Raw genomic sequence first — 25,961 nt, 5'->3', positions numbered from 1 at the left:
TGTCACCCCACGGGCGTCCAATCCGGGCCTCTGCCGCTCACCAGGGATTCGCCCGGGGCAGACTCGGAAGCACCCGGGGCAGCTGCTGCCGAAGAATCCGCTGCGCGAGCTCTCGTGGCGTGCGGCTCTGCTCCCGGCTCGTCATCACCGTCGTGCCACGCTCCAGGCGCAGGGCGAGGGCCGGCCCCGCGAGTAGCAGACACATCGCGGGGACGATGCACAGCCCCACGGGGACGAGCGACGCGAAGGTCATCCCGAGCACACGGCGGACGGGCGAGGTAGCGAACCAGGGCGAGTGCGCCAAGGTGCTCAATCCACCCGCGAACAGGGCACCTCCGAGCAATCCCAGGAGCGCGGCGAGCAGCCAGCTCGCGCCGCCGATCGCCGTTCCGAGCACGGGCTCAACGAGCCCCGGAGCTTGGGCGGCCAGCAGGAAGGCGAAGAAGAAGGGAGTCACCGCCACCACCGCGACCAGCCCCCACTGCCGATTCTCGAGTCGCACCATCCCCCGCAACCTCCTGGGAGAGAGGGTGGGCAGGGGGGCCCCAGGCCGCCAACTGCCCCGGGGGGAATCCGTCCTACGCCTCGCACTCGGAGGGTGAGTCGAGGAACGTTCCCAGCTCCTCGAATTGGAGTACCCCCTTGGGGGTCATCTTCCCCGGAAGGGGCTTCTTTCCCGGGAAGGTCAGGGTGATGGAGCGCCCTTTGACGGTGTACGTCCCGGACACCTCCTCGGTGCGGCCCGGGTTGGCGTCGTCGTCGATGATCCTCCGCCACAGGACGACGCGTTGACCTTCGGAGAAGGTGAGCTTCCGGGTGGAGCCGTAGACGCCCTCACCGGGGGAGTACCAGGTCACCCGCCGGAGGAGCTCCGGAACATCGCCCTGTTTCGCGGGGGAGCGGCCCAGGTGGCGCTGCCAACCCACCGTGTCACGGATGGGATCCAGGTCCGCGTCCTCCTTGGCGCGGGCGAGCCGACGAGGATCGAGCCGGATGGCGGTGTTCAACCGCTCGAGGATTGTTTCCCGGTGAGCAGAGTACTGGCAGATCTCCCCCTTCTTGCGCAGCACGCCCAGGGTGGCGGCCACGTTGTAGTGGGCCAGGGCGTGCTTGGGGTCGGCCTTGGCGGCGGCCTCAAACTTTTCCAGCGCTTCGGGGTACTTGCCCTCCTGATAGAGGCGGAAACCCTCGGAGTTGAGGGCGCGGGCCGACTGGGCGGACGAGGGGAGGGCGAGGACGAGGGCGAGCAGGAGCAGCAGGCGGGGCATGGAACTCCGACGGGCGAGAGAAGGTGGGGATTCTACGCACCGCGTAACGGGTTGCGCGTTGTAAAGGCCTGGGGGCAGGTGATAGGGGTCCGGCGCCATGGCGAACGGCATCAACTATCCACTCGATTTCGAGCGACCGCTCATCGAGCTGGAGAAGAAGATCGACGAGCTCAAGGCCCTCTCGGCGAGCGGCTCGGTGGATTTCACCTCGGAAATCTCCAAGCTGGAGAAGAAGGCCAAGAAGCTGCAGACGGAGATCTTCAGTGATCTCTCGCGCTGGCAGGTGGTGCAGCTGTCGCGCCACAGCTCTCGTCCGTACTTCTTGGATTACGTCCAGCACCTCTTCACGGACTTCTTCGAGATGGCGGGAGACCGCCTCTTCGGAGAGGACCCGTCCATCGTGGGCGGCTTTGCGCGCTTCGAGGGGCAGGTGGTGATGTTGATTGGTCACCAGAAGGGGCGGAACACCAAGGAGAACATGGCGCGCAACTTCGGCATGCCGCGCCCGGAGGGCTACCGCAAGGCGCTGCGGCTGATGGAGCTGGCCGAGCGCTTTGAGAAGCCCATCCTCACCTTCGTGGACACGCCGGGCGCCTACCCGGGCATCGGCGCCGAGGAGCGCGGCCAGGCAGAGGCCATCGCGTACAACCTGGAGGTGATGAGCCGGCTGAAGGTGCCCATCGTCTCCACGGTGATTGGCGAGGGCGGCTCTGGCGGCGCGCTGGCCATCGGCGTGGGCAACCGGGTGCTGATGATGGAGAACAGCATCTACTCGGTCATCTCGCCCGAGGCCTGCTCGTCCATCCTCTACCGCGACGCCTCCAAGGCGGAGAAGGCGGCGGATGCGCTGAAGCTGACGGCCAAGGATCTCAAGGAGATGAACGTCATCGACGAGATCATCCCCGAGCCGGCCGGCGGCGCGCACCGTGACTACGCGAAGGCCGCGGAGAACCTGGGCAAGGCGGTCCGCAAGCACCTGAGCGAGCTGTCCGAGCTGACGGGCAACGAGCTGGTCCAGGACCGGTACCAGAAATTCCGCGCGCTCGGCGTGTTCTCCGGGCGCTAGTTGTTACCCAGGAAGCCAGGCACCCCATGAGACCGCTCGTTCCGCCCTACATCGAGACGCTCAAGCCCTACGTTCCGGGCAAACCCATCGAGGAGACGGAGCGGGAATACGGTCTCACGGGGGTCATCAAGCTGGCTTCCAACGAGAACCCGCTGGGCCCCTCGCCCAAGGCCATTGAGGCCATGCGCGAGGCGGCGCAGAAGGTTCATCTGTACCCGGACGCGAGCAGCTTCACGCTCGTGCGCCGGCTGGCCGAGCACCTCGGGGTAAAGCCTGAGGAGGTCGTGCTGGGCTGTGGTTCGAACGAGCTCATTGAGCTGCTCATCCGCACCTTCACCACGCCCGAGGACGAGGTGCTGCTGTGCAAGGGCTCGTTCCCGGCGTACCGGATCTCCGTGCAGGCCCATGGCCGGCCCTTCGCCGAGGTGCCCATGCGCGAGGGGCACCGGTATGATCTGGAGGCGATGGCGAGGGCGATCAACCCGCGCACGCGGATGATCTTCATCGCCAACCCGGACAACCCGACGGGGACGGCGTTCGGCCGCCAGGAGTGGGAGGCCTTCCTGGCGAAGGTGCCGGAGCACGTGCTGGTGGTCCACGACGAGGCCTACTTCGAGTTCGTGGATTGGCCGGAGTACTTCAGCGCGGTGGAGTACTTCCGCGCGCACCCGAACGTGGTGGCGCTGCGGACGTTTAGCAAGATCTACGGCCTGGCGGGCATTCGGCTGGGGTACGGGGTGATGGACGCGCGGCTGGTGGCGTACCTGCAGCGCACGCGGATGCCGTTCAACCTGACAATCCCCGCGCAGATGGGCGGGCTGGCGGCGCTGGAAGACGTGGAGCACGTGCGGCGTACGCGCGAGCTCAACAGCGAGGGGCTGCGCTTCTTCGAGGCGGAGCTGCCGAAGCTCGGAGCGCGCCTGACGAAGAGCCACGCGAACTTCGTGCTGGCGGACTTCGGGCAGCCGGCGGTGGAGCTGTACGAGAAGCTGCTGCGCAAGGGCGTCATCGTGCGGCCGGTGGCAGGCAACGGCTACCCCACGTCGCTGCGCATTTCCGTGGGCACGCGCGAGGAGAACGCGCGCTGCCTGACGGCGTTGAGGGAGGTTCTCGCTTCATGAGTCAGCGTCCCTTCATCGTGGCCATCGACGGCCCGGCGGGTGCGGGCAAGTCCACTGTGTCGAAGGTGCTGGCACGGCGGCTGGGCTTCGCGCTGGTGGACACCGGGGCCATCTACCGCTGCGTGGCGCTGAAGGCGCGGCGGGAGAGCATCGCGTTCGACGACGACGCGAAGCTGGGCGAGCTGCTGGCCCGGGTGCACGTGTCCTTCCAGGTGGTGGGCGAGGACAACCACGTGTTCCTGGATGGCGAGGATGTGTCAGGGGAGATCCGGACGCCGGAGAACTCCATGGCGGCCTCGCAGGTGTCGAGCCGGCAGGTGGTGCGCGCGGGGCTGCTGTCGCTGCAGCGGCGGCTGGCGCTGGAGACTCCGAAGGGCGCCATCCTGGAGGGCCGCGACATCGGGACGGTGGTGTTCCCGGACGCGGACGCGAAGTTCTTCCTGGAGGCCAACCCGGATATCCGGGCCCGGCGCCGGTACGAGGAGCTCTTCCAGAAGGGCGTGGAGCGCTCGCTGGAAGATGTCCTGGCGGATCAGATCAAGCGCGACCAGGACGATGCCTCGCGAGCGGTGGCTCCGCTGAAGCCGGCGGAGGACGCGGTGCGGATCGACTCGAGCAGCATGCCGCTGTCCGAGGTGGTGCACCGGCTGGAGCAGGACATCCTGGCGAGGATGTCCAAGCGGTAACTCCCTCTCCCTTTGGGAGAGGGCCGGGGTGAGGGTGTATCGGAGCGGACTACTTGCGCCGAGAGAACCACCCCATCAGCTCTTCCAGGGCGCGGCGGTCCACGTCGTCGAAGGTGGCCTTGTGCTCGGAGTCGATGTCGAGCACGGCGATCAGCTCGCGGTTGGGGCCGAACACGGGGACGACGATCTCCGAGGCCGAGCGGCCGTCACAGGTGATGTGGCCCGGAAACGCGTGCACGTCCTCGACGACGACGGTCTCGCCCTTGGCGGCGGAGGTGCCGCAGACGCCCTTGCCGAAGCGGATCTCCAGGCACCCGAGGGTCCCCTGATAGGGGCCGACGCGCAGCAGCTTGCCGGGCTCCACGACACGGTAGAAGCCGGTCCACAGGTGACCGAAGGCGTGGTGGAGCAGGCAGCTCATCGTGGCCATGCCGGCCACGTCGTCGTTGATGCCCTCCAGGACGGCCTCGACGTGCTTCTTGAGCTCGGCATAGGCCTCGGCCTTAGGCCTACCGCGCAAATCCAGGGTGACTTCAGCCATGGTTTGATCCTCGAGTCAGGGGCCGGAGCGAGGTCGCGCCGACATCCGGCGCTTCTTTAACCTGAACCTGATTCAGCCGCGACACCCGAGGAAGTGAACTTCGCGAGTCGCCTCCGAGTGAACCCTGGAGCTACTCGAAGATAGGGACGGAGTCGTCCTTCTCCTTGCTTGGCCTGGCGGGGCGCGAAGTCCTGGAGGGCTCGGCGGGCGCCGACTTCACGGGCTCCAACGTCACGTTCACTTCCTGCGGTGCATCCGACAGCACGCCCCTGAAGTCCAACTTGCGCTTGACGTCCTGGTGCTCGGGCAGCCGGAAGGTGAGCTCGTGCAGCTCGTTGCGGCGCAACTGGCGATCCTGAGGGGTCGTGCCGAGCTGCACGTCACCATCGAACACGGTGGCGCCGGCGGGAGTCGAGCGGAGCTGCACCAGGATCATGCTGTCCGCGGCGGGCGTAGCGGGCTTCTGCGCGGTGTCCGAACTGCTTGCCTCCATGGCGGGAGGAGGGGCCTCGGCCGGCGTAGAGGGGCGCATGACGACGAAGGCGCCTCCCGCAGCGATGAGCGCCAGTGGGACCGCCACGAGCGCGAGCTTCTTGCCCGAGAAGTGGCTCTGCGGCACTTTCGGGAGCGCCTCGGTGTGCTGAGGGACAACAAGGACCACGGGACGCGGAGTCGACTGGCGTGCGGCGCCACCGCTTCCCCTCGCGGAGCTCGGGTTGGACGACTGGGCGTTCCGAGAGGAGGGCTGGGCTCCTCGAGCCGACGAGGGCTGCGAACCCGACCGAGCCGCCGGAACAGCGGACGTCCGGGAGTTCCCGGCACTCGGAGTCGAGCGCCCCGGTTTTGACACGCTGCGCTGGCTTGGCTTGCTTCCGCCACTCACCTCGGGGGCCGAGCTGATGGGGAGCGCATCGAGCTCCTCGGGCGACAGGTCTGCCACCGCGTCCAGCATGGCGTCGATGAACTCCTGGGCGCTCTGGAAGCGGTCCTCCTGCTCGCGGGCCAGCGCCTTCTCGAAGAAGTCCTCGAGGGCCTGGGGCACGGGCGCGCCCTGGCGCTTGGCGGCCACCGTGGGCACCGGCTGCGTCAGCGCGGCGGTGAGCGCCTTGCGTACCGTGTTGGCCCCGTACGGCGAGGTGCCGGTGAGGCAGTAATAAAAGACACCGCCCATCGAGTAGAGGTCGGAGCGGTGATCAACGCCCTCGCCGCCGGCCTGCTCGGGCGGCATGTACTGCGGCGTACCGAGCACCTGGCCGGTGGAGGTGAGCTGCTGCTCATCCTCGTGCTCGAGCGCCTTCACCAGGCCAAAGTCCAGCACCTTGACGAAGTCTCGCCCGTCGAGCTGCTGCACCATGATGTTGTGCGGCTTGATGTCACGGTGGACGGCGCCCTGCTCGTGGGCGTGGGCGAGGCCGCGGCAGGCCTGCTCGATGATGTCCACCGCGCGGCGCAGGCTCATGGGCCCGTCGCGTTTGACCTGCTCGCGGAGGCTCTCGCCCTCCAGGAGCTCCATGACGTAGTAGCAGGTGCCGTCCTGGGCGCGGCCGAAGTCGTAGATGGTGATGATGTTGGGGTGGCGCAGGCGGCTGGCAATTTCCGCCTCACGCCGGAAGCGCTCGAAGAACTGGGGCGCAGCCGCCAGCGAGGGGTTGAGCGTCTTGACCGCCACGGGCCGCTGGACGGACGTCTGGGTGGCGCGGAAGACCATACCCATGCCTCCCTGGCCGAGCACGTCTTCGATCCTGTAGCGGCCGTCGAGCACCTGGCCGATGAGCGCCAACTGGGGAGCGCTGCAGGGATGATCGGGGCCTTCGGCGCTACCGCAGTGCGGGCAGGGGGGAGCCATCAGGGGGGCAAGTATAGGCAAACCCAGCAGGTGACGGGCAGGGGTCCTGACAGGGGGCTGTCTCGGTCTCAGGGGCCGGGGAGGGACCGGGCAGGCATCTCTGTCGTTCCCGGAAGGCCGCCGGACTGTTACACCCCCGGACCCGATATGAGCCTCGTCATCGCCCAGGACATCTGCCTCTCCTACGGGAAGAAGGTTCTCTTCGACAACGAAAGCTTCACCATCGGACCCAAGGACCGCATTGGGTTGGTGGGCGCCAACGGTACGGGGAAGAGCTCGCTGATGAAGATCCTGGCCGGGGTTCAGCACCCGGACTCGGGGACGCTCACCTACCGGCGCAAGTCACGTGTTGGTTACCTGCCCCAGGAGCTGGCGGGCCTGCCCGAGGGCTCGGTGGTGGACGCGGTGATGAGCACCGTGCCGGGCCGGGACTCGCTGGAGAATCGCCTGCGGGAGACCGAGGAGGCGCTCGGCAACGCGTCCTCCGAGGAGGAGCAGCTCGAGCTGGCGCAGACGCTCGCGGACCTGCACACGGAGTTGGATCACTTCGAGGATCACTACGGCCGGCACCACGCCGAGCGCATCCTCAAGGGCCTGGGCTTCCGGGAGGCGGACCTGGCCAAGCCCACTGGAGCACTGAGCGGCGGCTGGCGCATGCGCGCGGCGCTGGCGGGCCTGCTGCTCCAGGATCCGGACTTGCTGCTGATGGACGAGCCCACCAACCACCTGGACGTGCCGACGCTGGCGTGGTTCGACGGCTTCCTCAAGCGCTCGAACAAGTCGCTGGTGCTCATCTCGCACGACCGCGACTTCCTCAACCGGCAGGTGGGCCGCATCCTCTCGCTGGAGATGGAGGGGCTGCGCTCGTACGTGGGCAACTACGACACGTACAAGCGGCAGCGTGCCGAGGAGATGGAGCAGCTCAAGGCCCAGGCCGAGCGCGTTGAGGCGCGCAAGGCGGAGCTCCAGGCCTTCATCGACCGCTTCGGCGCAAAGGCCACCAAGGCCCGGCAGGCGCAGAGCCGCGCGAAGATGCTGGAGAAGATGGAGGACGTGCAGGTGATTGAGGAGCGCGCCACCATGCACTTCCGCTTCCCGGAGGTGGAGCGCTCGGGGCGCGACGTGGTGACGCTGGAGGGCATCCAGAAGCGCTACGGGGAAGCGGTGGTGTACTCGGGGCTGGACGCTCGGGTGGAGCGCGGTCAGCGCATCGCCGTGGTGGGCGCCAACGGCGCGGGTAAGACGACGCTGCTGAAGATCATCGCGAGCGAGCTGGTGCCGGATGGCGGCACGGTGAAGCTCGGGCACAACGTGGTGATGGGGTATTACGCGCAGCACCACGCGGACAAGCTGAACAAGCAAAACACCATCATCGAGGAGGTGCGCCCGCTCGCGGCGGACAAGCCAGAGAGCTTCATCCGCGGAGTGCTCGGGTCGTTCATGTTCTCGGGGGATGACGTGGACAAGCCGGTGGGCGTGCTCAGCGGTGGAGAGCGGGCGCGCGTGGCGCTGGCGAAGCTGCTGCTGGTGCCCTCGAACCTGCTGCTGATGGACGAGCCGACGAACCACCTGGACCTGGACTCGACGGAGATGCTCATCGAGGCGCTACAGGGGTACGGCGGAACGCTGGTGTTCGTGTCACACAACCGGAGCTTCGTGAACGGGCTGGCGACACACGTCTGGGACGTGGTGGGCGGCAAGGTGGAGACGCACCCGGGCAACCTGGACGACTACCTCTACCACCAGGAGCAGCAGCGGCTGGCGGCAGAGGCCGCGGGGCTGGGCGAGAAGCTGTCGGAGAAGACGCCGACGGCGGGGATGACGGAGAAGGAGCGCAAGCGGATGGAGGCCGAGGCGCGGCAGAAGCGCAGCGCCGTGGAGGGCCCCATCAAGAAGGAGATCGCGAAGCTGGAGGAGGCGATCTCCAAGCTGGAGGCGGCGCAGAAGGAGCGCGAGGCGCAGCTGGCGGATCCGGTGCTCTACAACGACTTCGCGAAGGCCAAGCCGCTGATGGACACACATCGCGAGGGCAAGGAGCAACTGGAGCAGCTCTATGCCCAGTGGGAGGCAGCGCAGGAAAAGCTGGCCGAAGCCTCCGCGTCACTCTGAGGTTCGCCCCCTCTCCCTCCGGGAGAGGGCTGGGGTGAGGGTATTCGCTTCCGTACCCCTACCGGTGATGCCGGCCACCCCAGCGGTGTTCTCGGGACGGGCTCGCATCATGATAGCGGGGGCCGCGATAACGAGGCGCTGACCAGCGCCTGTAGTGGTAGTGACGCACCATCGGGTAGCGCCGCCACGTGTGGAAGAAGTAGTGAGGATGTCCCCACCGCACGGTGATGCCCGCGTGCCGGTACTCCGGAACGACGACCCGGACCGAGCCACGCACGGCCCATCCGCCATCGACGAAGACCCACATGGGCCCTCGCCGCACCCATCTCGGAGAGACGAAGACGAGGCCTGGCCGGGGCGGTGCGACCCAGCTCCCACCCACCCAGGCCCACTGCGTGCCGGACCAGAACCAATAACCGGGTGCCCACGTGAGGTTCGGCGCGGGAGCGGGCGGAGGGGCCTCAACCTGGAGTTGAGGAGGGGCCTGGGTCGTCGTGACCTCTTCGCTCGTCAGATCGATGGGGATTTCCACCTCCATCGAGCCGGGACTCGCCCATCCCCCTGAGATCCAACGCCAGACATATCCGTCCTGCTGCCAGTAGCCGTTAACGAACTGGTAGCCCGGCATCTTCGCGATCCACGCCCCCGGCTTGAAGCGCCACTGGCTGTCATCCCAGTACCAATGGCCCGAGGTCCACACGGCATCGGCGAAGGGACGCGCCGTCGGTGTCTCCTCGGGGAGTGGCGGAGGAGGGGAGGGGGCCGTGGGCGCCAGCTCCTCCTCCGCGGCCAGGTCTTCGGCGAACTCGGAATCCGGCGCTGCGGCCGGGGCTGTCTGCGCATGAACGACAGGGGTCGCCAAGCCCAGAACCAAACAGACCAACCATCGAGGACTCATGACGCGTCTCCGTGTCTGCTGCCGAACCATCCTCTGACACGCAGGCAAGGGTGTGCCTCGTTGCCAGAGTTTGCATGCATGGGACGTTCATGACCCGGATTGATTCATGCCACTTCTCCCCACTGCCCAGATTTCAAGGCCGAGAGCCCGGGCTACGGGTCGCCTGGCTGCCTGGGTGTGGAAGACGGTGGAATCGAAGTATCGAGCCTCGTCGCGGGTGGGGTAAGCGATCGGCCATGAGACCCACCACTGCGTTTCTCAGCCTCGTCCTCCTCGCGGGTTCGGCTTGCACCCACGGCACGAACATTCAGCAGGGCACCCCGGTAACCCCCTCGTCCACGGACCTCACCGAGCGCAGCCGCGAGCTCGCCAAGCGCGTCATCATCGCCGATGGCCACGTCGACATGCCCTACCGGCTCAGGGAGAAGCTGGGTCCCGATGGGGAGCCCACCGAGGATGTCTCGCAGCGCACCGCCGAGGGCGACTTCGACTACCCGCGCGCCGTGGAGGGCGGGCTCGACGTGCCCTTCATGTCCATCTACATCCCGGCTGAGTACCAGGAGACGGGCGGGGCCAAGGCGCTCGCGGACTCGCTGATTGACATGGTGGAGAAGATCGCCCGGAAGTCCCCCGAGAAGTTCGCCATGGCCCGCTCGGTCGAGGAGGCCCGGCGCAACACCCGGGAGGGCAAGATCTCCTTCGCGCTGGGCATCGAGAACGGTGCCGCCATCGAGGACAAGCTGGAGAACGTCGCGCACTTCCAGCGGCGCGGTGTGCGCTACATCACCCTCACGCACTCCAAGGACAACCTGCTCAGCGATGCCTCCTTCAACGCGGGCAAGCGCACCTGGAACGGCCTCAGCCCGTTCGGCAAGCAGGTGGTCGCCGAGATGAACCGGGTGGGCATCATGGTGGATGTCTCGCACCTCTCGGATGACGCCATCCGCCAGGCGGTGGAGACGAGCCAGGTGCCTGTCATCGCCTCGCACTCCTCGTGCCGCCACTTCACGCCCGACTTCGAGCGCAACATCAGCGATGAGCTCATCCGCGCCGTGGCCGCGAAGGGTGGGGTGGTGATGATCAACTTCGGCTCCGCCTTCCTCTCCCAGGCCGCCAACGCGTACCAGCAGCAGATCCACAAGGACATCACCACCTTCGCCACGACGCGTGGCCTGAAGCCGGACAGCCCCGAGCTGAAGGCGTTCGTCGAGTCCTATCTGCGCGAGCACCCGGCCCCGCTCGCGAAGGTGGAGGACGTGGCCGATCACATCGACCACGTGGTGAAGCTGGTCGGGATCGATCACGTGGGTCTCGGCTCCGACTTCGATGGCGTGGGCCCCACGCTTCCCATCGGGCTCAAGGACGTGTCCCAGTATCCCAACCTCTTCCGCGTGCTCCTCGAGCGCGGCTATAGCGAGGCGGACATCGAGAAGATCGCCTCGGGCAACGTCTTCCGCGTGTGGCAGCAGGTCGAGGCCCACGCCGCGAGCCGCTGAGCGTCTCAGGCTCCGGGGAGTGGGTGTGGTGACTCGGCCTGGCGTTCCTTCCGCCGGGCCAGCAGCGAGGGGCCGAGGAGGAGCACCACGCTCAGCACCAGGGCGGTGGGGCCTGGCCAGTCACCCCAGGCCACCATCAGTGTGGACAGGTGAGGCGTCTGGGGAACGGTCACGGCCATGCTTCCGCGCTGGTCATCCGGCACCGCGGTGAGCACCTCGCCCGTGGGGCTGATGAGGGCGGAGATGCCCGAGTTGGTGACGCGCACCTGCGGCAGCCGTGTCTCGATGCTGCGAAACGCTGCGTGCATCAGGTGCAGCTTCGGCGCGGGCGTCCCCGAGAACCACGAGTCGTTGGACAGCGTGACGATGAACTCGGCGCCCCGGCGGGCCTCCTCGGCGACGTAGCCGGGGAAGATGGACTCGTAGCAGATGAGCGGCGCGATGGTGAGCGTCCGGCCCTCGCGGAGCTGCATCGACAGGGTCTGTGGGCCGGGGCCCCGCTTCCAATAGCCCGTCCAGGGCAACCGCTCGCGCAGCCACGGCGAGTCGATGGCTTCAGGGACCCACTCGGTCAGCGGGAAGAGCATCGTCTTGCGGTACGCCGAGCGGGTCAGTGTCCCGTCTCGCCCCGGACCCACGAACATGGCGGCGTTGTACTCGCGCTCCTGCTCCAGGTCGTACGTGCCGAAGAGGAGCGGCACCTGGCTTCGCGAGACGTATCCGGAGATCTCCGCATCGAACTCGGCGCCCGCCTCGCTCTTCGGTGTGCCGAAGGTCGTCGGGTACACCGTCTCGGGCCAGACGAGCAGATCCAGCTTCCGGTTCTGGAGCAGCTCGTCCGAGAGCCGGTAGTGCGTGTCCAGGATCATCCGGACGACGTCGTACATGCCCATCTCTGCCGCGAGCTTCTCGTACTTCGTGATGTTCGCCTGTACGACGCCGACCACGAGGTCCGGTCGCGAGGCCTTGGCTTCGGCCACCTGTTGGTAGCGGAGCTGTCCATACCCGAGCCCGCCCAGCAGGATCGCCGCCAGCACTGCCAGAGGCGCCAGCGCGCGCCGCGAGCCCTCCCTCGGCCCGTGGGCTACGAGGGCCTTCCCCGCGGCGAGCACGCACTCGTTGGCGATGAGGACCACGAACGTAAGCCCGTGCGCTCCGGCGATGTCCGCGCCCTGGCGCAGGAGCTCGGACGCGTAGAGGCCATGTCCGAGGGTCTCCGCGAAGAGTTTGGGGCAGAGCCACTCGGTGCCCACGTACACGAGCGCGCCCGTGAGCGTGATGCGCCAGAAGGCCCACGGGCCTGCCTGCGTGGTGCGCTGCAGGTGGTAGCGCACCAGCGCGAAGGTGATGAACTGGAACTCCATGAAGGGAGCCAGCACCCACAGGGCGAGCCAACACACCGCCAGGGGCGCCTGGGAGTAGCTTTGTATCGCCGCGGGGAACCACCCGAAGAGCGCCGAGGTGAAGGCGAGGCTCAGGGCCACACCGGCGAGCACGGCCTCGCGCCAGGAGCTGATCCGGTTCAGCACCAGCAACCAGGGCACGAGCGACACCCAAACGACCGACACCCAGCGTGGTTCCAGACTCCCGAACAGCCACGCGAGAGCCGTGGTGCCCGCGACGCCGAGCAACAGGCTCGCCAGACGTCGCGCGCGTACCGCACCTGTGCTCACGGAATGGGCTCCACTCCCTCGGGTCCCGCCGGAACATCCAGGATTTCGATGGGCATGCCCGGGGGCGCCAGCTCAGGCGGGACGACGCGGTTGGCGGGCAGCTCGACGGGCCTTCCGTTCGAGTCGGTCGGCTTGTAGTCCGGGTGGAACATGAGGATCGGCTTCACGCGCTCACCGTTGTCCGTGGCCTGGTAGTGGCGCACGTAGCCGGGAGGCAGCTCGAAGTCCTCGGGCACGACGATGCCCTGCTTGAGGGGCTTGGTGCCCGGGCGATACAGGTTGATTCCCTCCGCCGGTCCCGAGGGCGTGGCCTCCTGCGTCATGGGCTCTTGCTCGGGGGCGGGCTCGGACGGGGAGGGGATCCCCAGCCCGGACACGGGTATCGCCACGGGCCGCGGGGCCACCTTCCGGGCAGGCCGGAAGGGAGTGGGGGAGGGGGTGCTCTCCGCGAGCTTCACGGGCTCGGCCTCTGGGGTGGCCGGCACGGAGCCTGGCGATGACACGAGCCAGGTACTCAAGAGCAGACACACGACGGTGAAGCCGAGCGCCAGCCCGACGATCCACATGCCGCTGCCCGTGCGCTTTCGCTGGATATGCGTCACGCCGTCGCTGTCGACGCGCCGCTCTTCATTGGGAGGTTGCGAACCCATTCTCGCCCCTGTTCTCAGGGCCTCGTATGCTACGGGTCCCCTGCCGCCCGGGCAATCCGTCGAAGTGCCCGGTGGATGACCCCTGCTCCAAGTGAACCCCATGCACGCAGCCGATGCGTCTGCCGAGCCCTCTGCCGATGGTCGGATCATTGCCCCGCGTTTCCAAGTCCACGCTTACGGACGGGTGCCACGAATCCTCGGGGCCGTGCTTCAGGTGCTGCTCGTCGCAGACCTTCTCTACCTCTCTCTGCTCATTGTCTTCGACACCTTCACCGGGGCGTTGAACCCCACACCGCCTGCTCAGGCGGGCTGGCTTGCCCTGCTCGCGCTCGTCCTGTTCGGCCTTCTCCAGCTCCTCCGTTGGTTCTCCGCAGCCACTTTCTTGGTCGAGCCGGAGCGGCTCGTGCTGGAGCGCCGCGGCGATCGGTTCGAGATTCCCCTGAGCTCGGTGGTGTCCATCCAGCTCTGGCGGCTGCCCCTGCCGGGCGCGGGTCTATCGTTGCGAATGAAGTCGGGGCGCACCTTCCAGTACTCCCCGCAGGTGTCGGATCCCCTGCCGTTGCTGGAGGCGCTAGGCCGCCATAACCCCGAGCTCTCCGCGACGGCGAGGCCTTCGCTCACCGCGTTCGCGCACGCTCGGGCGATGATCGTCCGCCAGCGCTGGTACCACCTGGCATTCAAGTTCGTCCTGTTCCCGCTGCTCCCCGCGGGCATCATGTTCCGAGCCAACCAGTACATCACCTACGGTGGGCCGTTTGGTCAGTACCAGATGTACGGACTCGGGCCCTACCTGCAGAGTTTGGGTACTTACTGGACCTTCTTTACGGCGGTGCTCGTGTTGCTCGCGGTGCTGTTGCGCGTCCCGTCTGAGTTGATTGCTTTCATTGGGGCGTGGCTCTCACCACCGCACGCGAGGGGCGTGAGGCGGTTCGTGGAAGTGGCCAACGCGGTGCTCTACTACGTGGGCTTCCCCGCCTTCATGGCGGCGCGGTTCTTCCTGTAGGCGTCAACGGGGTAAGGCTGCCATGCCCGGGCATCTGACAAGGGAAGAGGGCGAGCGGCTGTCGCGCCTGGCCCAGGAGTGGGATCGTCTCTACCTCTCGCTTCGCAAGGCATCCCTCGCCGAGAAGATCCGAGCATTCAAACGACTCGAAAAGCGGTTTCTGAAGGAGATGCGTACCGCGGCCGGGAAACGAGAAGTGCGCAGGCGGATCACCAGGAGCCTGCTCATGGAGAACCGTACCGGTCCCTGGAGGCGGTTTTCGCCGTACCTGCGGCGAATGGAGCGGCTTGGCTACTCCTCGATGGACTGTCGCTTGTTGGTTTGTTGCTGGGCGGCGCAGGCCGCCAGCGGTTCTCGAGTGGGACTGCGTAGGGCAGCTGCGCTCATTGCCGACGTCGAGCGGCGGGCTCGGATTCGGCCGCCGCATCCGGCAGCACGAGAGCAGGTCGAGTTCATGTTGGCGCGGGCCCGGACATTCGCCGGCCTCGATACCCATGGCGTTGCCTCGGAGGGGCACAAACGCCGCAAGAAGGCGGCTACGCGAAGCCCCACTCGAACGAGTAACCGGTAATGGCGCTGTCCGGTTCTGGTGGGTTCTTCCTCAGCTCGCGCGGCGCTTCTTCTCGCGCTTCGACTTGCGCTCGGACTTCGGCGGCGGCGTGAGCTCCGGGTTGCTGTTTTCCAGCGACAGGGACTCGGCGGACCTCGTGGCGGGGAAGGGGGTCCCGTCCACGATGATCGGCTCCGGGTGCTGGGCTGGCTCGGAGGGGGGCACGGGCACGCGGATGATGAATGTGGCGCCTTCACCCGGCTTGCTCTGCACCAACAGCGTCCCACCGTGGTTCTTCACGATGCGCTGGCTGATGGCCAGCCCCAGCCCCGTGCCCTTCTGCTTCGTCGTGAAGAAGGGCACGAAGATGTGCTGCTGTTGATCCTGCGGAATCCCGGGGCCCGTGTCCGTCACGTGCAGCTCCAGGAACGAGTCCCCCGCAGAGGATCGGAAGTCGTTGAAGCGATCCGGCCGCACCGTCTTCAGCGTGATGCTGCCCCCGGTGTCGCCCATGGCCTGCATCGCGTTCTGCACCAGGTTGATCAACACCTGCTTGAGCTGCTCCGCGTCCGCCTCCACCCGCGGCAGGGACTCCTCCAGCTCGACCTTGAGCTCGATGCCCTGAGGCATCTCGTTGTGGATGAGCTTCACCGTCCGCGTCACCACCTCGTTCAGGTCCGTGGGGCCGAAGCTCTGCTTCAGTGGACGCGAGTAGTCGAGGAACGCCGACACCACGCCATTGAGCCGGTTCACCTCCTCGACGATGACCTCGACGAACTCGCCCTCCTCACCCGGCAGCCGCTTGGGATCGAGGCACTGTGCCGCTCCCTTGATGGCGCCCAGCGGGTTACGGATTTCATGCGCCAGACCCGCGGCCATCTCGCCCAGGGCCGCCAGGCGATCGCGCTCGCGGATCTTCTCGTACAGCTTCGAGTTCTCCAGGGCCGTCGCCAGTCGCTCGGCCACCTCCAAGATGAGGGCGATTTCATCCGAGGCGTAGGCCTCTGGCACGCGCTCATCCCACAGGTTGAGGAAGCCGATGACGCGATCATTGCCCAGCAGCGGCACGGTGATGCCGCCCTTCATCTGCAGGAGCGCCGCGCGCGTGTCGTTGAGCCGCTTGAGCTCATCGCGGAAGCGCTTGCCCTCCACGGCCTGCTGCCGCAGCACCGCGATGCGCCGCTCCACGTTCTCCAGCAGTACCGCCTTCTGTCCCGAGGCCACCGCGAACAGCACGCCACGCGCCGCGCCCGTGTCCAGGAAGGTCACCGGCACCGGCCCCCGCGCGTCCAGCAGCCGATAGCCCGGCCGGTCCTCCGCGAGCAGGTACAGTGAGGCATGGGTGATGCGCCCCGACTCGTGCAGCGCGTCCAGCACCATGCGCGCCAGCTCGGAGATCTCGATGACGCCCGCCATCCTCGCGCGCACGTTGCTGAGCACCCGCAGCAGCTCGAAGCGCTCGCGGAAGAAGATGGCCACCACCTGCTCCTCCACCTTCACCCGCAGCGGCTCCAGGAGGATGAGCACCACGAAGGCCGCTACCACCGTGTTGAAGAGGAAGAGCGAGGTGTTGTTCTCGTCCACCCACACCGTCAGCACGGTGAAGACCGCGGCCAGGATGCTGGCCAGCACCGTCTGCGAGGCGATCTTCCCCAGCAGTTCGTGCAGGTCCATCAGCCGCAGCCGCAGCAGCGTCTGGGCCAGGAAGAACAGGTAGAGCGTGGTGAAGACCGGCCCCAGGGTGGGGAAGGGCAGTCCGTAGCGCTCCAGCAAGTCCAGCGCGCTGAAGAGGATGGCCGCCCCCGCTCCGATGGCCAGGTACGTCAGCCGCAATCGTTCGATACGCGACTCAGAGGTGCTGACTCGTCGGAGCAGCAACGAGACGGAGGCGAGCAGGGCACCGAGCACCCAGGCGCCCATGGCCACGCGGGCCCACCGGTTCTCGGCCAGGGGCGAGACGGCCACGGCCAAGCCGAAGATGGAGGAGAGGAAAGCGAGCCGCCGGCCGAGCAGATGCGTGCCCTTGCTCACCCCCAGAAATTCGAGGAAGAAAGCCACTGCCGCGCCAGGAACCAGCGAAGCCAGTAGAATGGTGGCACCCACGGCCACCCGCGTCACCCACGGGTACTCCGCACGCTCGAACAGGCTGTGCAAGAAGCTGGACAGGTAGTACCCGCCCACCGTCAATGCGAAGACGGAGTAGAGCGTGAGCACTCGAGGACGCCCCGCCCGCAACAACATGGAAACGCCAAGCGCCAGCCCGATGATGGATGCGAGAAGAGCGCTCTGTGTCCGAATGTCCATGCGTGGTGGCCAGTCTAACCTCCGTTCGTTCGCGGAAATTTTTTCCCTGCGCCCAGTTGTCTCCCGGGCTGCTCAGGCGCATCACCTGAGGGCCCATCCCGTATGAAAGCCTTCGTCCCCCTGCTTGCCGCTGCCGCCGCCGCCACGTCGCTGGCCTTCACCCAGGCGCCGCTCTCCGAGGAGCCCTCCGCGGCTCCTCAGGCCCTCACGGGCAGTGCCCCGTCCGAGGCTCAACTCTCGCCCCCTCCCGACTCGGAAAAGGCCGTTGTGCCTCCCGGGTACGTGGAGGTGCTCAACCCCGCGTTCCCGGATGGACCTCCGCCTGCGCCCGCGCAGCCGAAGATCTTCAAGGGTCGCGCCTACGGCCTGGATGACCTGGCGCCGTACTTCGGCGAGGGCAAGCTCAAGGAGGCCAAGGAGGCCTTCGACAAGGGCTTCTACGTCCGCGCCCGGGAGCTGCTGGAGAAGGAGGGGGACTCGCTCCCCGTGCGCTACCTGCGCGCCTTGAGCGCCGTGCGCGCCGGGGATGACAAGCGCGCCGCCGAGGAGATGACCGCCCTGGCCGGAGACTACCCCGCGCTGCGCGATCGCTGCCTCACCCATGCCGGCGTGGCCCTCGAGTCGCTCGGGCGCTTCGCCGACGCCGCCGTGTTGCTCGCGCAGGTGCCTGATAGCTCTCGGCTGTACGCCGATGCCCGCCTGGCGCTCGGCCGCGTCCTGCGCAAGGCGAAGGATCCGGAGGCCGCGCTCGCCGCGCTCGCGCCCCTGTCCAGTCGCACCTCGCCTTCGTGGGGCCGCAACGTGGGCGCCGAGGCCCTCATGGCCAGCGCCGACATCGCCGCGGAGAAGAAGGACAAGACCCGCGAGCGGGAGTTCCTCTGGCGCTTGTGGGCCAGCCATCCTCTCACGCCCCTGGCTCAGCAGGCCGAGAAGCGCCTCAAGGGACAGCAGGCTCCGATCGAGATGAAGGTGCTGCGCGGCGAGCAGCTCATCGAGCTCAACCGCAACCGCCAGGGTCTCGACGTGCTCGAGCCGCTGCTGCCCAAGCTCAAGCTGCCCGACGTGCTCGCCTGCCGCGCGCACTTCGCCTACGGCAAGGGCATGCGCAAGGAGCGCCAGCACACCCGCGCCATCGCCGCGCTCACCCCCGTGGTGGAGAAGTGCCAGGAGCGGGATCTGCTGCCGCGCGCCCTCTACGTGCTCGGCTCGTCGCGCTCCATCGTGGATCAGGTGAAGGGCCCCGAGACGTACGAGCGGCTCGCCCGCGAGTACCCGGACCACTCCTTCGCCGACGACGCGCTCTTCTACGCCGCGGATCTCTATGTGAAGACGGGCCGGCTGGAGCTGGCCTCGCAGCGGCTCAAGGATCTCGCGAAGCTCTATCCCCAGGGCGACTTCCTGGGCGAGGCGCTCTTCAAGGACTTCTGGATCTCCCGCACGCTGAAGACCGCGGACGGTGGCCTGCCCATGCTCGTGGAGATCGAGAAGCGCTTCGCCGACGCGGACGAGACGTACGACGTGGAGCGCGCGGCGTACTGGCGGGCGCGCACCCTGCAGGACAAGGGGGACACGAAGGCCGCCGCGGACATCTTCGAGAGGCTCGCGGTGGAGCACCCGGCCACCTATTACGGGCTGATGGCGCGCACGATGCTGGGCGAGCTGGAGCCGGCGCGCATGGAGCGCGTGACGCCGCAGATCGACTTCACCCAGCAGGAGCGCCGCGGTCCCTGGCCCCTGCACGCGGGGACGATGGAGAAGGATCCGCACTTCACCGCCGCCGTGGAGCTGCTGCGCCTGGGCTTCCCCGAGGCTGTCTCCTCGGAGCTGCTCGCCGTCAACCGCACGAACCTGCCCGCTGAGAACATCCGGCTGCTCGTCCACCTGCTGGCGCAGGCTGGCGACGAGCGTGGGGCTCATGCGGTGGCCCGCGTGGCGCTGCGCCGCGATCTGAGCGGCCGTATCACCCCGGAGACGCGGCCGGTGTGGGAGGTGGCCTATCCCAATGCCTTCCGCGAGCTGATTGAGAAGCACACCCGCGCGGCCGGCGTGGAGCCGGATCTGCTCCAGGCGCTGATGCGCGAGGAGAGCGCGTTGGATCCCAAGGCGCTCTCGTGGGCGGGCGCGCTGGGCCTCACCCAGCTCATGCCCTCCACGGCGCAGGCGGTGGCGCGTCAGCTCAAGCTCAAGAAGGTGACGACCCAGGCGCTGCTGGATCCGGATCTCAACATCAAGCTGGGTGCCCACTACCTGGGCTCGCTCGTGAAGCGCTTCTCCGGACACACCCCGTTCGCCGTGGGCAGCTACAACGCCGGTCCGCTGGCGATTGACCGGTGGCGCGCGGATCGCCCGGGCATGCCGCTGGACGCGTGGGTGGAAGAGGTGCCCATCGCGGAGACGCGCGGCTACATCAAGCGTGTGCTGCGCTCCTACAACACCTACCAGCTGCTCTACGGCCGGCCCGCCAAGGCGCCCGTCGTGCAGGCGTCCAGGAAGTGATGTGAACATGCGGTGAAGGGCAGGGGGGTTGGCTGGCGCGAGCGCCCCCGCTCCCTTACACTTCGGATCGTGGGTGCACCCTCGGCCGAAGACGGGGGGAAGAACGCGCTGCTGCGCGCGCTCCCCTCCATCGAGCAGCTCCTGCGCCGTCCCTCTCTGGAGGCACGGTTGTCAGGCCTCCCGCGAGCCCGGGTCGTGGCGGCGTTGCGGCTCGCGGTGGAGCGTGTGCGCGGGCGGCTGCTGCGCGGCGAGGCCCGTCCCTTCGAGGACTCGGACGTAGACGAGGCGCTGCGCACCCTGGCCACACCCAACCTGCGGCCGGTGCTCAACGCCACGGGCGTCGTGCTGCACACCAACCTTGGCCGTGCTCCCCTGGCGCCCGAGGCCGTGGCCCGCGTGGCCGCTGTGTCTCGCGGCTACTCCAACCTCGAGTACGACCTGGACGAGGGCGAGCGTGGCAGCCGCTATGCCCCCGTCGTTGAGCTGCTCACCCAGCTCACCGGTGCCGAGGACGCCCTGGTGGTGAACAACTGCGCGGGCGCGGCGCTGTTGGTGCTCGCCACACTTGCCGCGGGTCGCGAGGCCATCGTCTCGCGTGGGGAGTTGGTGGAGATCGGCGGCGGCTTCCGAGTGCCGGACGTGATGAAGCAGTCCGGGGCGCGGCTGGTGGAGGTGGGCACGACCAACCGTACTCGGCGCTCGGACTACGAGTCGGCCCTCACGCCGGACACGGGCGTGTTGATGAAGGTGCACCGCTCCAACTTCGCGCTGGTGGGCTTCACGGAAGAGGTGGAGGTGAAGGAGCTGGCCGCGCTCGGCCGTGCGCGCGGGGTGCCTGTGTTCGTGGATTTGGGCTCGGGAGCACTGGTGCCGCTCACCGGCGAGGGGCTCACCGGCGAGCCCACCGTCCCGGCCACTGTGGCCGCGGGCGCTGACGTGGTGGCCTTCTCTGGCGACAAGCTGCTCGGTGGGCCGCAGGCGGGCATCATCGTGGGCCGCGCCGCGCTGATCGCCCGCATCAAGAAACACCCGCTCACCCGAGCGTTGCGCATCGACAAGATGACGGTGGCAGCGCTGGAGGCCACGCTGGAGCTGTACCGGGATGGACGCCCGGAGGCGGTGCCCACCTACCGGTTGCTTACCTGGCCCGTGGACGTCCTCCGCGCGCGCGCCGAGCGGCTTCACACGCTCCTGGCGGAGAAAGGCCTCAAGGCTCGCGTGGCTCCGACTTTGGGACAGGTAGGCGGGGGAGCGATGCCCTTGGCCCGGTTGCCTTCCTTCGCGTGCATCCTCACTGTTGGAGAGCCAGCCGCCTTCCTGGAATGTCTTCGGGGGGCGGACGTTCCGGTGATCGGGCGGATCTCGGACGGCGAGGTGGTTCTCGACGTCCGATGCCTGGCGGAGGAGGACCTTGGGCCGGTCGCTGATGCCGTTGGTACGGCCATACAGGGAAGGCAGCCATGTTGAACAGCGCCGTTCTCGTCCTGAACCGTAATTATCAGCCGGTACACGTCACCTCGGTGAAGCGAGCCCTCTCGCTCCTCTACCTGGGGGTAGCCAAAGCCATCGACGCGCAATACCGCCTCTATGAATTCGAGGACTGGGCCGCGTTGAGCGCCGCCGCTCCGCACGACAGCATCAACACCATCAACCGGCGCATCCGCGTCCCCCGAGTCGTGGTGCTCTCCGCCTACGAGTACCTGCCACGCGGAAGGGTGCGCTTCTCCCGCCTCAACATCTACGCGCGCGACCATGACACCTGTCAGTACTGCGCTCGGCAGTTGCCGCGTTCGGAACTGAACCTGGACCACGTGGTGCCTCGCTCCCAGAACGGCAAGACGAGCTGGGAGAACGTGGTGTGCTCGTGTGTGCCCTGCAACCTGAAGAAGGGCGGGCGCACGCCGGAGCAGGCGGGCATGAAGCTGCTGCGGACGCCCGTGCGTCCTCGCTGGACGCCCTTGTTCCGCGGTGCCTCCCGTCGAGTCACCTACCGTGAGTGGCTGCCGTTCCTGAATCTGGCGGACGCCTCGTATTGGAACGTGGAGTTGCTCGACGACTGAGTGACCGTTGCCCCGGGGGTGGGGTCTCCCTGAACGCGTGGACCATGTCCGCGTGTGGATTGAGAGGGGAGGCACACATGAGGGGCAACCGATGGCTGGTCGCGGGCGCGCTCGCAATGCTCATGAGTTTCATGGGCTGCGACTGTGGCGACACCCCGCCCGGTAACAACGATGACGCCGGAGTCGTGGACGGCCGGGACGCGGGGGATGGCCAGCCGGATGGCGGAGACGGGACGGTTCTAGACGGCGGTCCGGGCTCCCAGTGTGTGGCGGCGGGGGCGCTCTGCAGCCGGGATGTCGGTGCCCAGTGCTGTACGGGCGTGTGCGGTGAGGATGGCCGCTGTCCAGAACCCAACCCACTCTGCCGGAGCGCTGGCGAGGCCTGCACCTCGGGCGTCCAGTGCTGCACCAACGTGTGCTCCAACGGCACGTGCGGCGCCAGCCAGTGCCTCGACATCGGTGGCGCGTGCTCCAGCGCCGAGGAGTGCTGCACCAAGACGTGCACCAACGGTACGTGTGCCCAGATTCCGAGTGACACCACCTCGGCATGCAAGGTGGTGGGCCAGGCCTGCGGCGCGGATGGGGACTGCTGCTCCACCAACTGCCAGGCCGGCATCTGCGCCCGCGCCTACTCGTGCCAGGGCTACAACGACATCTGCACCAGCAACGCGGAGTGCTGCGGAAACGCGTGCTCGGCCAACGGTGACGGCGGCGTGGGCCGGTGCCTGTTCGTCACGGGCGGTGGCGGTGGCGGATGCATCCAGGACGGCAACCCGTGCAGCGAGGGCTCCACGTGCTGCTCGCGCACGTGTGTGGACCTGGGCTACGGCGCCACGGTCTGCCAGCCCGTGGGCGGTTGCAAGCTGACTGGAAACTTCTGCACCCAGGACAGCGACTGCTGCGGCGGTGGGACGTACCCGGATGGCGGGCCGATCAACCCCAACGGCTCCGTGAAGTGCAGCAACGGCCGGTGCGACAACGGGCAGGCCTGCAACGGCGTGGGCAACATCTGCGGCGCCGGCAAGCTGCCGGATGGTGGCATGACGGACATCAACGCGTCGCAGAACTGCTGCGACGGCAGGAAGGCCGTGTGCCATGCCGACTCGACCGGCGTGCCGAGGTGCTTCGGTGGCTCGGGGGTTGATGGCGGCCTGGGGGCGTGCCCCACGGGTTACACGGGCGAGGCGGGTTGCTGCATCGCGCCAAACGACACCTGCCAGTTCTCCGATCAGTGCTGCGACGGCGCCCTCTGCCTGCCGGCGGGAGACGGCACCGGCCGGCTGTCGTGCCAGAAGCCCACGTGTGCTCCGGTGGGCACGTCCTGCGATGACCCGGCGGTGACGTGCTGCGCGGGCACCCAGTGCTTGCCCAACTCCGAGCTGACCAAGGCCTGTCTGGTACCGTACACCCCGCCTCCCTCGGACGGTGGAACGCCCCCCACTGACGGTGGAACCCCTCCTCCCGACGCGGGGACGGGTGGCGGGACGTGCCAGTCCAATGGCGCCACGTGCTCGGCTGGGACGCAGTGCTGCTCGGGCATCTGCTCGGGTGGGACCTGCCAGGCGCCCCAGGCGTGTCAGCCGCAGAACGGTGCGTGCACCTCCGGTTCGGACTGCTGCCAGGGCCTGCGCTGCGACATCCCCCTGGGGACGGTCACCGGCACCTGCCAGCCCGGGGCTACCTGCTCGACCAGCGGACAGGCGTGCTTGACCAGCGGCGAGTGCTGCTCCGGCCTGGCCTGCGGCACCTCAACGGGCAGTGCGTGTGATGGCACTTCGCCCTGTGTGTGCCAGTTGATCCTCAAGTAGTTGGCCAGGGAGTCGACGCGGAGCCCAGGACGGGTTTTGATACGGGTGCTTTGAGTCCCCCCAGTCCCTCCTCCGCGTCGCAGCCCGCCCGGTCACCCTCGCCCGCCCCATCCGCGGGCGGGGCCGCCGCGCGTCCGGACCCCGATTCTCCGGGGCTCGGCGCGCGGGCCCGTCCTCACCGCATCATCGCGGTGGGCGGCGGCAAGGGTGGTATCGGCAAGTCGCTCGTCTCCGCCAACCTCGGTGTCGCGCTGGCCATGAGAGGCCAACGCGTGCTCCTGGTCGATGCGGACCTCGGCGGCGCCAACCTCCACACCTGCCTCGGCGTGGGCCAGCCCACAGCCACCCTGTCGGACTTCATGTTGCGTCCGAAGGCGCGGCTGGAGGACGTCATCGTCCCCACGGGCGTGCCCAACCTGTCGCTGATCGCCGGCGCGCTGGACGTCCTGGACGCGGCCAACATCAAGTACGCCCAGAAGCAGCGGCTGCTGCGCAGCCTTCAGACCCAGACGGTGGACTACCTCATCCTCGATCTGGGGGCGGGCTCCAGCTTCAACACGCTCGACTTCTTCATCATCGCCGACCACGGCGTGCTGGTGATGCTGCCCGAGCCCACCTCGGTGGAGAACGCCTACCGCTTCGTGAAGGCTGCCTTCTACCGGCGGCTGCAGCAGGTGGAGTCCAACTACGGCATTGAGCGGCTCGTGGAGCGCGCCCTGTCCACCCGCGAGGGCGCCGCGCGCACGCCCTTCGAAATCATCCAGCACGTGCGCCAGCACAACGTCTCGCTCGCCGAGCGGCTCGAGAAGGAGCTGACCGCCTTCCGCGTGAAGCTGGTGCTCAACCAGGCGCGCTCCGATGGCGACCTGAACGTGGGCGCCGCGGTGGTGTCCGCGTGGAAGAAGTTCTTCGGTCTGGAGATGGATGACCTTGGGGCCATCCGCTACGACGACGAGGCGTGGCGCGCGGTGCGCAGGCGCCGGCCCATCGTCATTGACAAGCCCGAGTCTCCGGCCGCTGTCGGTATCCAGAGCATCGCCGATCGCCTGTTGGCGCTCGACGGGGTGACGGGGTGATGTCCGCCATGAAGCACTTCGAGCAGCAGTCCTACTATGAACTCCTGGAGGTGCCCGTCAGCGCCTCGGAGGATCAGATCCTCGACGCCTATGCGCGCGCGATGGAGACGTACTCTCCCGACTCCATCGCGGTGTACTCGTTGGTGGAGCCGGAGCAGCTCGATGCCCTGCGGCAGCGGCTCACGCAGGCCATGGAGGTGCTCTGCGAGCTGGAGCTGCGCATCGAGTACGATCGCAAGATCGGCATCACGCGCTCGCCCGAGGAGGTGAGCCGCCTGCGGGCGGAGTCCCTGAAGCGCGCGGCCGAGTCGGATGGCAAGGAAGTGCCCGCGAACGGGGCAGGGGCGTCGCCGGTCTTGACGGTGGTGGCCCCGGTGGAGCCCGTGGCCGAGGTGAAGCCGCAAGAGCTGCCGGTGGAGCAGGCGCAGCCGGTCGTGCAGGCGCAGCCGGTGGCCCTGGCGCCGTCCGCCGCCGAGGCGGAGCCGCTGGATGCCGTGGTGGTGACCGAGGTGGAGCCGGAGTCCGAGACGGCGCCAGTGGTCGAGATGAAGCCCCGCAGGCCGCCGGAGGAGCCCGAGGAGGACGCTCCCGTGGCCATGCCGGATCCGAAACCGGAGCTGGGGTCTGGGGGAGCCGTGGCGAGTGTGGAGGCAGCGGCGGCGGAGGAACCCCTCCCGGCTCCGTCCGTGGCCGCGACGCCGGTCGCAGCTCCGCCCAAGCCCCGCTCCCTCACGCCGATGCCCGGGACCCTGCGGTCGGTGGCCCATGCCCGGCCCAGCGCTCCGGTGGCGCGCCCTGGTGCGCCTGTGCCTCCTCCGTTGCCATCGCGCAATGGGGCCCGACCTTCCCCCGCACGCATGCCCAACGGGCAGCAGCTTGGGGATGCTCCCGTGCTAGCCCAGGCCTCGGCCATCGCCACGGCCGAGTCGGCGCTCGCCCAGGTGGCGGTGAAGGCTCGCGACTCGCGCACCCGGCTCAAGACCGTGGTGGACATTCCCTCTGATGCTGAGTTCAACGGCGAGCTGCTGCGCCGCATTCGTGAGGGCCGCAACATCTCACTGCAGATGCTCGCGGACAGGACCCGCATCTCGGCCCGGCATGTGGAGAACATCGAGGCGGACCGCTACGGCATCCTCCCTGCGGGCGTCTATCTGCGCGGCATGTTGATGAGCATCGCCCGCGAGCTGGGGTTGGATCCGCTCCGCGTCTCCAGGAGCTACATGGGCCTCGTCGCATCCGGTGAGAAAAACCGGCGATGAGACGGTGCTGAGCGGCCGGGCGTCTCCTGGGTGTTTGTCGCGTGTCAGCGA

At 68.0% G+C, this 25,961-nt stretch carries 20 protein-coding genes; 12 read left to right on the top strand and 8 right to left on the bottom strand.

The genetic code is table 11. The features are described from left to right. Positions 1–37 precede the first annotated feature (37 nt). Together F0U60_RS30135 and F0U60_RS30130 are read right to left on the bottom strand one after the other, a co-directional pair. Complete coding sequence (locus tag F0U60_RS30135; protein WP_395804815.1) at positions 38–505, bottom strand: hypothetical protein; 468 nt, start codon at positions 503–505, stop codon at positions 38–40. 73 nt (positions 506–578) lie between these two features. Next, complete coding sequence (locus F0U60_RS30130; protein WP_395804813.1) at positions 579–1,268, bottom strand: tetratricopeptide repeat protein; 690 nt, start codon at positions 1,266–1,268, stop codon at positions 579–581. Positions 1,269–1,365: 97 nt separating this feature from the next. On the opposite strand from F0U60_RS30130, the gene F0U60_RS30125 reads away from it, so the two are divergent. Genes F0U60_RS30125 through cmk form a run of 3 tightly spaced genes read left to right on the top strand, consistent with a single transcriptional unit; the run spans position 1,366 to position 4,141 of the window. Then, positions 1,366–2,334, top strand: a complete 969-nt coding sequence (locus tag F0U60_RS30125; RefSeq protein ID WP_395804811.1) for an acetyl-CoA carboxylase carboxyltransferase subunit alpha — start codon at positions 1,366–1,368, stop codon at positions 2,332–2,334. A 26-nt stretch (positions 2,335–2,360) separates the two neighbouring features. After that, positions 2,361–3,455, top strand: a complete 1,095-nt coding sequence (hisC, locus tag F0U60_RS30120; RefSeq protein WP_395804809.1) for a histidinol-phosphate transaminase — start codon at positions 2,361–2,363, stop codon at positions 3,453–3,455. Continuing rightward, complete coding sequence (gene cmk / locus F0U60_RS30115; protein ID WP_395804807.1) at positions 3,452–4,141, top strand: (d)CMP kinase; 690 nt, start codon at positions 3,452–3,454, stop codon at positions 4,139–4,141. Before hisC ends, cmk begins: the two co-directional genes overlap by 4 nt. 49 nt (positions 4,142–4,190) lie before the next feature. On the opposite strand, the gene F0U60_RS30110 is transcribed toward cmk, so the two are convergent. Together F0U60_RS30110 and F0U60_RS30105 are read right to left on the bottom strand one after the other, a co-directional pair. Next, a complete protein-coding gene (locus F0U60_RS30110; RefSeq protein WP_395804805.1) occupies positions 4,191–4,682 on the bottom strand; it encodes a GAF domain-containing protein in 492 nt (163 codons plus the stop codon). A 130-nt stretch (positions 4,683–4,812) separates the two neighbouring features. Continuing rightward, positions 4,813–6,528, bottom strand: a complete 1,716-nt coding sequence (locus tag F0U60_RS30105; RefSeq protein WP_395804803.1) for a serine/threonine protein kinase — start codon at positions 6,526–6,528, stop codon at positions 4,813–4,815. A 147-nt stretch (positions 6,529–6,675) separates the two neighbouring features. Here F0U60_RS30105 and F0U60_RS30100 point away from each other — a divergent pair, with 147 nt between their 5' ends. Further along, positions 6,676–8,637, top strand: a complete 1,962-nt coding sequence (locus tag F0U60_RS30100) for an ABC-F family ATP-binding cassette domain-containing protein (protein WP_395804801.1) — start codon at positions 6,676–6,678, stop codon at positions 8,635–8,637. Positions 8,638–8,695: 58 nt separating this feature from the next. On the opposite strand, the gene F0U60_RS30095 is transcribed toward F0U60_RS30100, so the two are convergent. Then, entirely contained in the window at positions 8,696–9,499 is an 804-nt protein-coding gene (locus tag F0U60_RS30095; RefSeq protein WP_395804799.1) for a hypothetical protein, read from the bottom strand. Between the two features lie 272 nt (positions 9,500–9,771). Between F0U60_RS30095 and F0U60_RS30090 the strand changes: the two genes are divergently transcribed. Continuing rightward, positions 9,772–11,031: a dipeptidase gene (locus F0U60_RS30090; protein ID WP_395804797.1), complete on the top strand. Its 1,260-nt coding sequence runs from the start codon at positions 9,772–9,774 to the stop codon at positions 11,029–11,031. A 5-nt stretch (positions 11,032–11,036) separates the two neighbouring features. Here the strand turns inward: F0U60_RS30090 and lnt are convergent, their stop codons facing one another. Continuing rightward, positions 11,037–12,704 (bottom strand): apolipoprotein N-acyltransferase, encoded by a 1,668-nt coding sequence (gene lnt / locus F0U60_RS30085; protein ID WP_395804795.1) that lies wholly within the window; start codon positions 12,702–12,704, stop codon positions 11,037–11,039. Then, positions 12,701–13,354: a hypothetical protein gene (locus tag F0U60_RS30080; protein ID WP_395804793.1), complete on the bottom strand. Its 654-nt coding sequence runs from the start codon at positions 13,352–13,354 to the stop codon at positions 12,701–12,703. Before F0U60_RS30080 ends, lnt begins: the two co-directional genes overlap by 4 nt. Before the next feature lie 100 nt (positions 13,355–13,454). Here F0U60_RS30080 and F0U60_RS30075 point away from each other — a divergent pair, with 100 nt between their 5' ends. Next, on the top strand, positions 13,455–14,357 hold the full coding sequence (locus tag F0U60_RS30075; RefSeq protein WP_395804791.1) for a hypothetical protein: 903 nt from the start codon (positions 13,455–13,457) through the stop codon (positions 14,355–14,357). Between the two features lie 601 nt (positions 14,358–14,958). Here F0U60_RS30075 and F0U60_RS30070 read toward each other — a convergent pair. Further along, positions 14,959–17,211, bottom strand: coding sequence for an ATP-binding protein (locus F0U60_RS30070; protein ID WP_395804789.1), 2,253 nt, complete (start codon positions 17,209–17,211; stop codon positions 14,959–14,961). Between the two features lie 102 nt (positions 17,212–17,313). Here F0U60_RS30070 and F0U60_RS30065 point away from each other — a divergent pair, with 102 nt between their 5' ends. From F0U60_RS30065 to F0U60_RS30040, 6 genes are all read left to right on the top strand, one after another. Further along, positions 17,314–19,707 carry a transglycosylase SLT domain-containing protein gene (locus F0U60_RS30065; protein ID WP_395804787.1) on the top strand — a complete coding sequence of 798 codons (2,394 nt, stop codon included), beginning with the start codon at positions 17,314–17,316 and terminating at the stop codon, positions 19,705–19,707. Between the two features lie 69 nt (positions 19,708–19,776). Next, positions 19,777–21,174, top strand: coding sequence for an L-seryl-tRNA(Sec) selenium transferase (gene selA, locus F0U60_RS30060; protein ID WP_395804785.1), 1,398 nt, complete (start codon positions 19,777–19,779; stop codon positions 21,172–21,174). Beyond that, on the top strand, positions 21,168–21,767 hold the full coding sequence (locus F0U60_RS30055) for an HNH endonuclease (protein ID WP_395804783.1): 600 nt from the start codon (positions 21,168–21,170) through the stop codon (positions 21,765–21,767). Before selA ends, F0U60_RS30055 begins: the two co-directional genes overlap by 7 nt. Positions 21,768–21,844: 77 nt before the next feature. Continuing rightward, a complete protein-coding gene (locus tag F0U60_RS30050; RefSeq protein ID WP_395804781.1) occupies positions 21,845–23,575 on the top strand; it encodes a hypothetical protein in 1,731 nt (576 codons plus the stop codon). A 191-nt stretch (positions 23,576–23,766) separates the two neighbouring features. Next, positions 23,767–24,651, top strand: a complete 885-nt coding sequence (locus F0U60_RS30045; protein ID WP_395825520.1) for a P-loop NTPase — start codon at positions 23,767–23,769, stop codon at positions 24,649–24,651. After that, positions 24,651–25,910, top strand: coding sequence for a helix-turn-helix domain-containing protein (locus F0U60_RS30040; RefSeq protein ID WP_395804779.1), 1,260 nt, complete (start codon positions 24,651–24,653; stop codon positions 25,908–25,910). The genes F0U60_RS30045 and F0U60_RS30040 overlap by 1 nt, the downstream gene beginning before the upstream one ends. Positions 25,911–25,961: the final 51 nt, after the last annotated feature.

It is taken from the genome of Archangium minus (assembly GCF_044360475.1).
GTDB lineage: Bacteria > Myxococcota > Myxococcia > Myxococcales > Myxococcaceae > Archangium > Archangium minus.
Note: the sequence above shows the minus strand (reverse complement) of the source record. Positions and strands in the feature narration are given on the sequence as shown.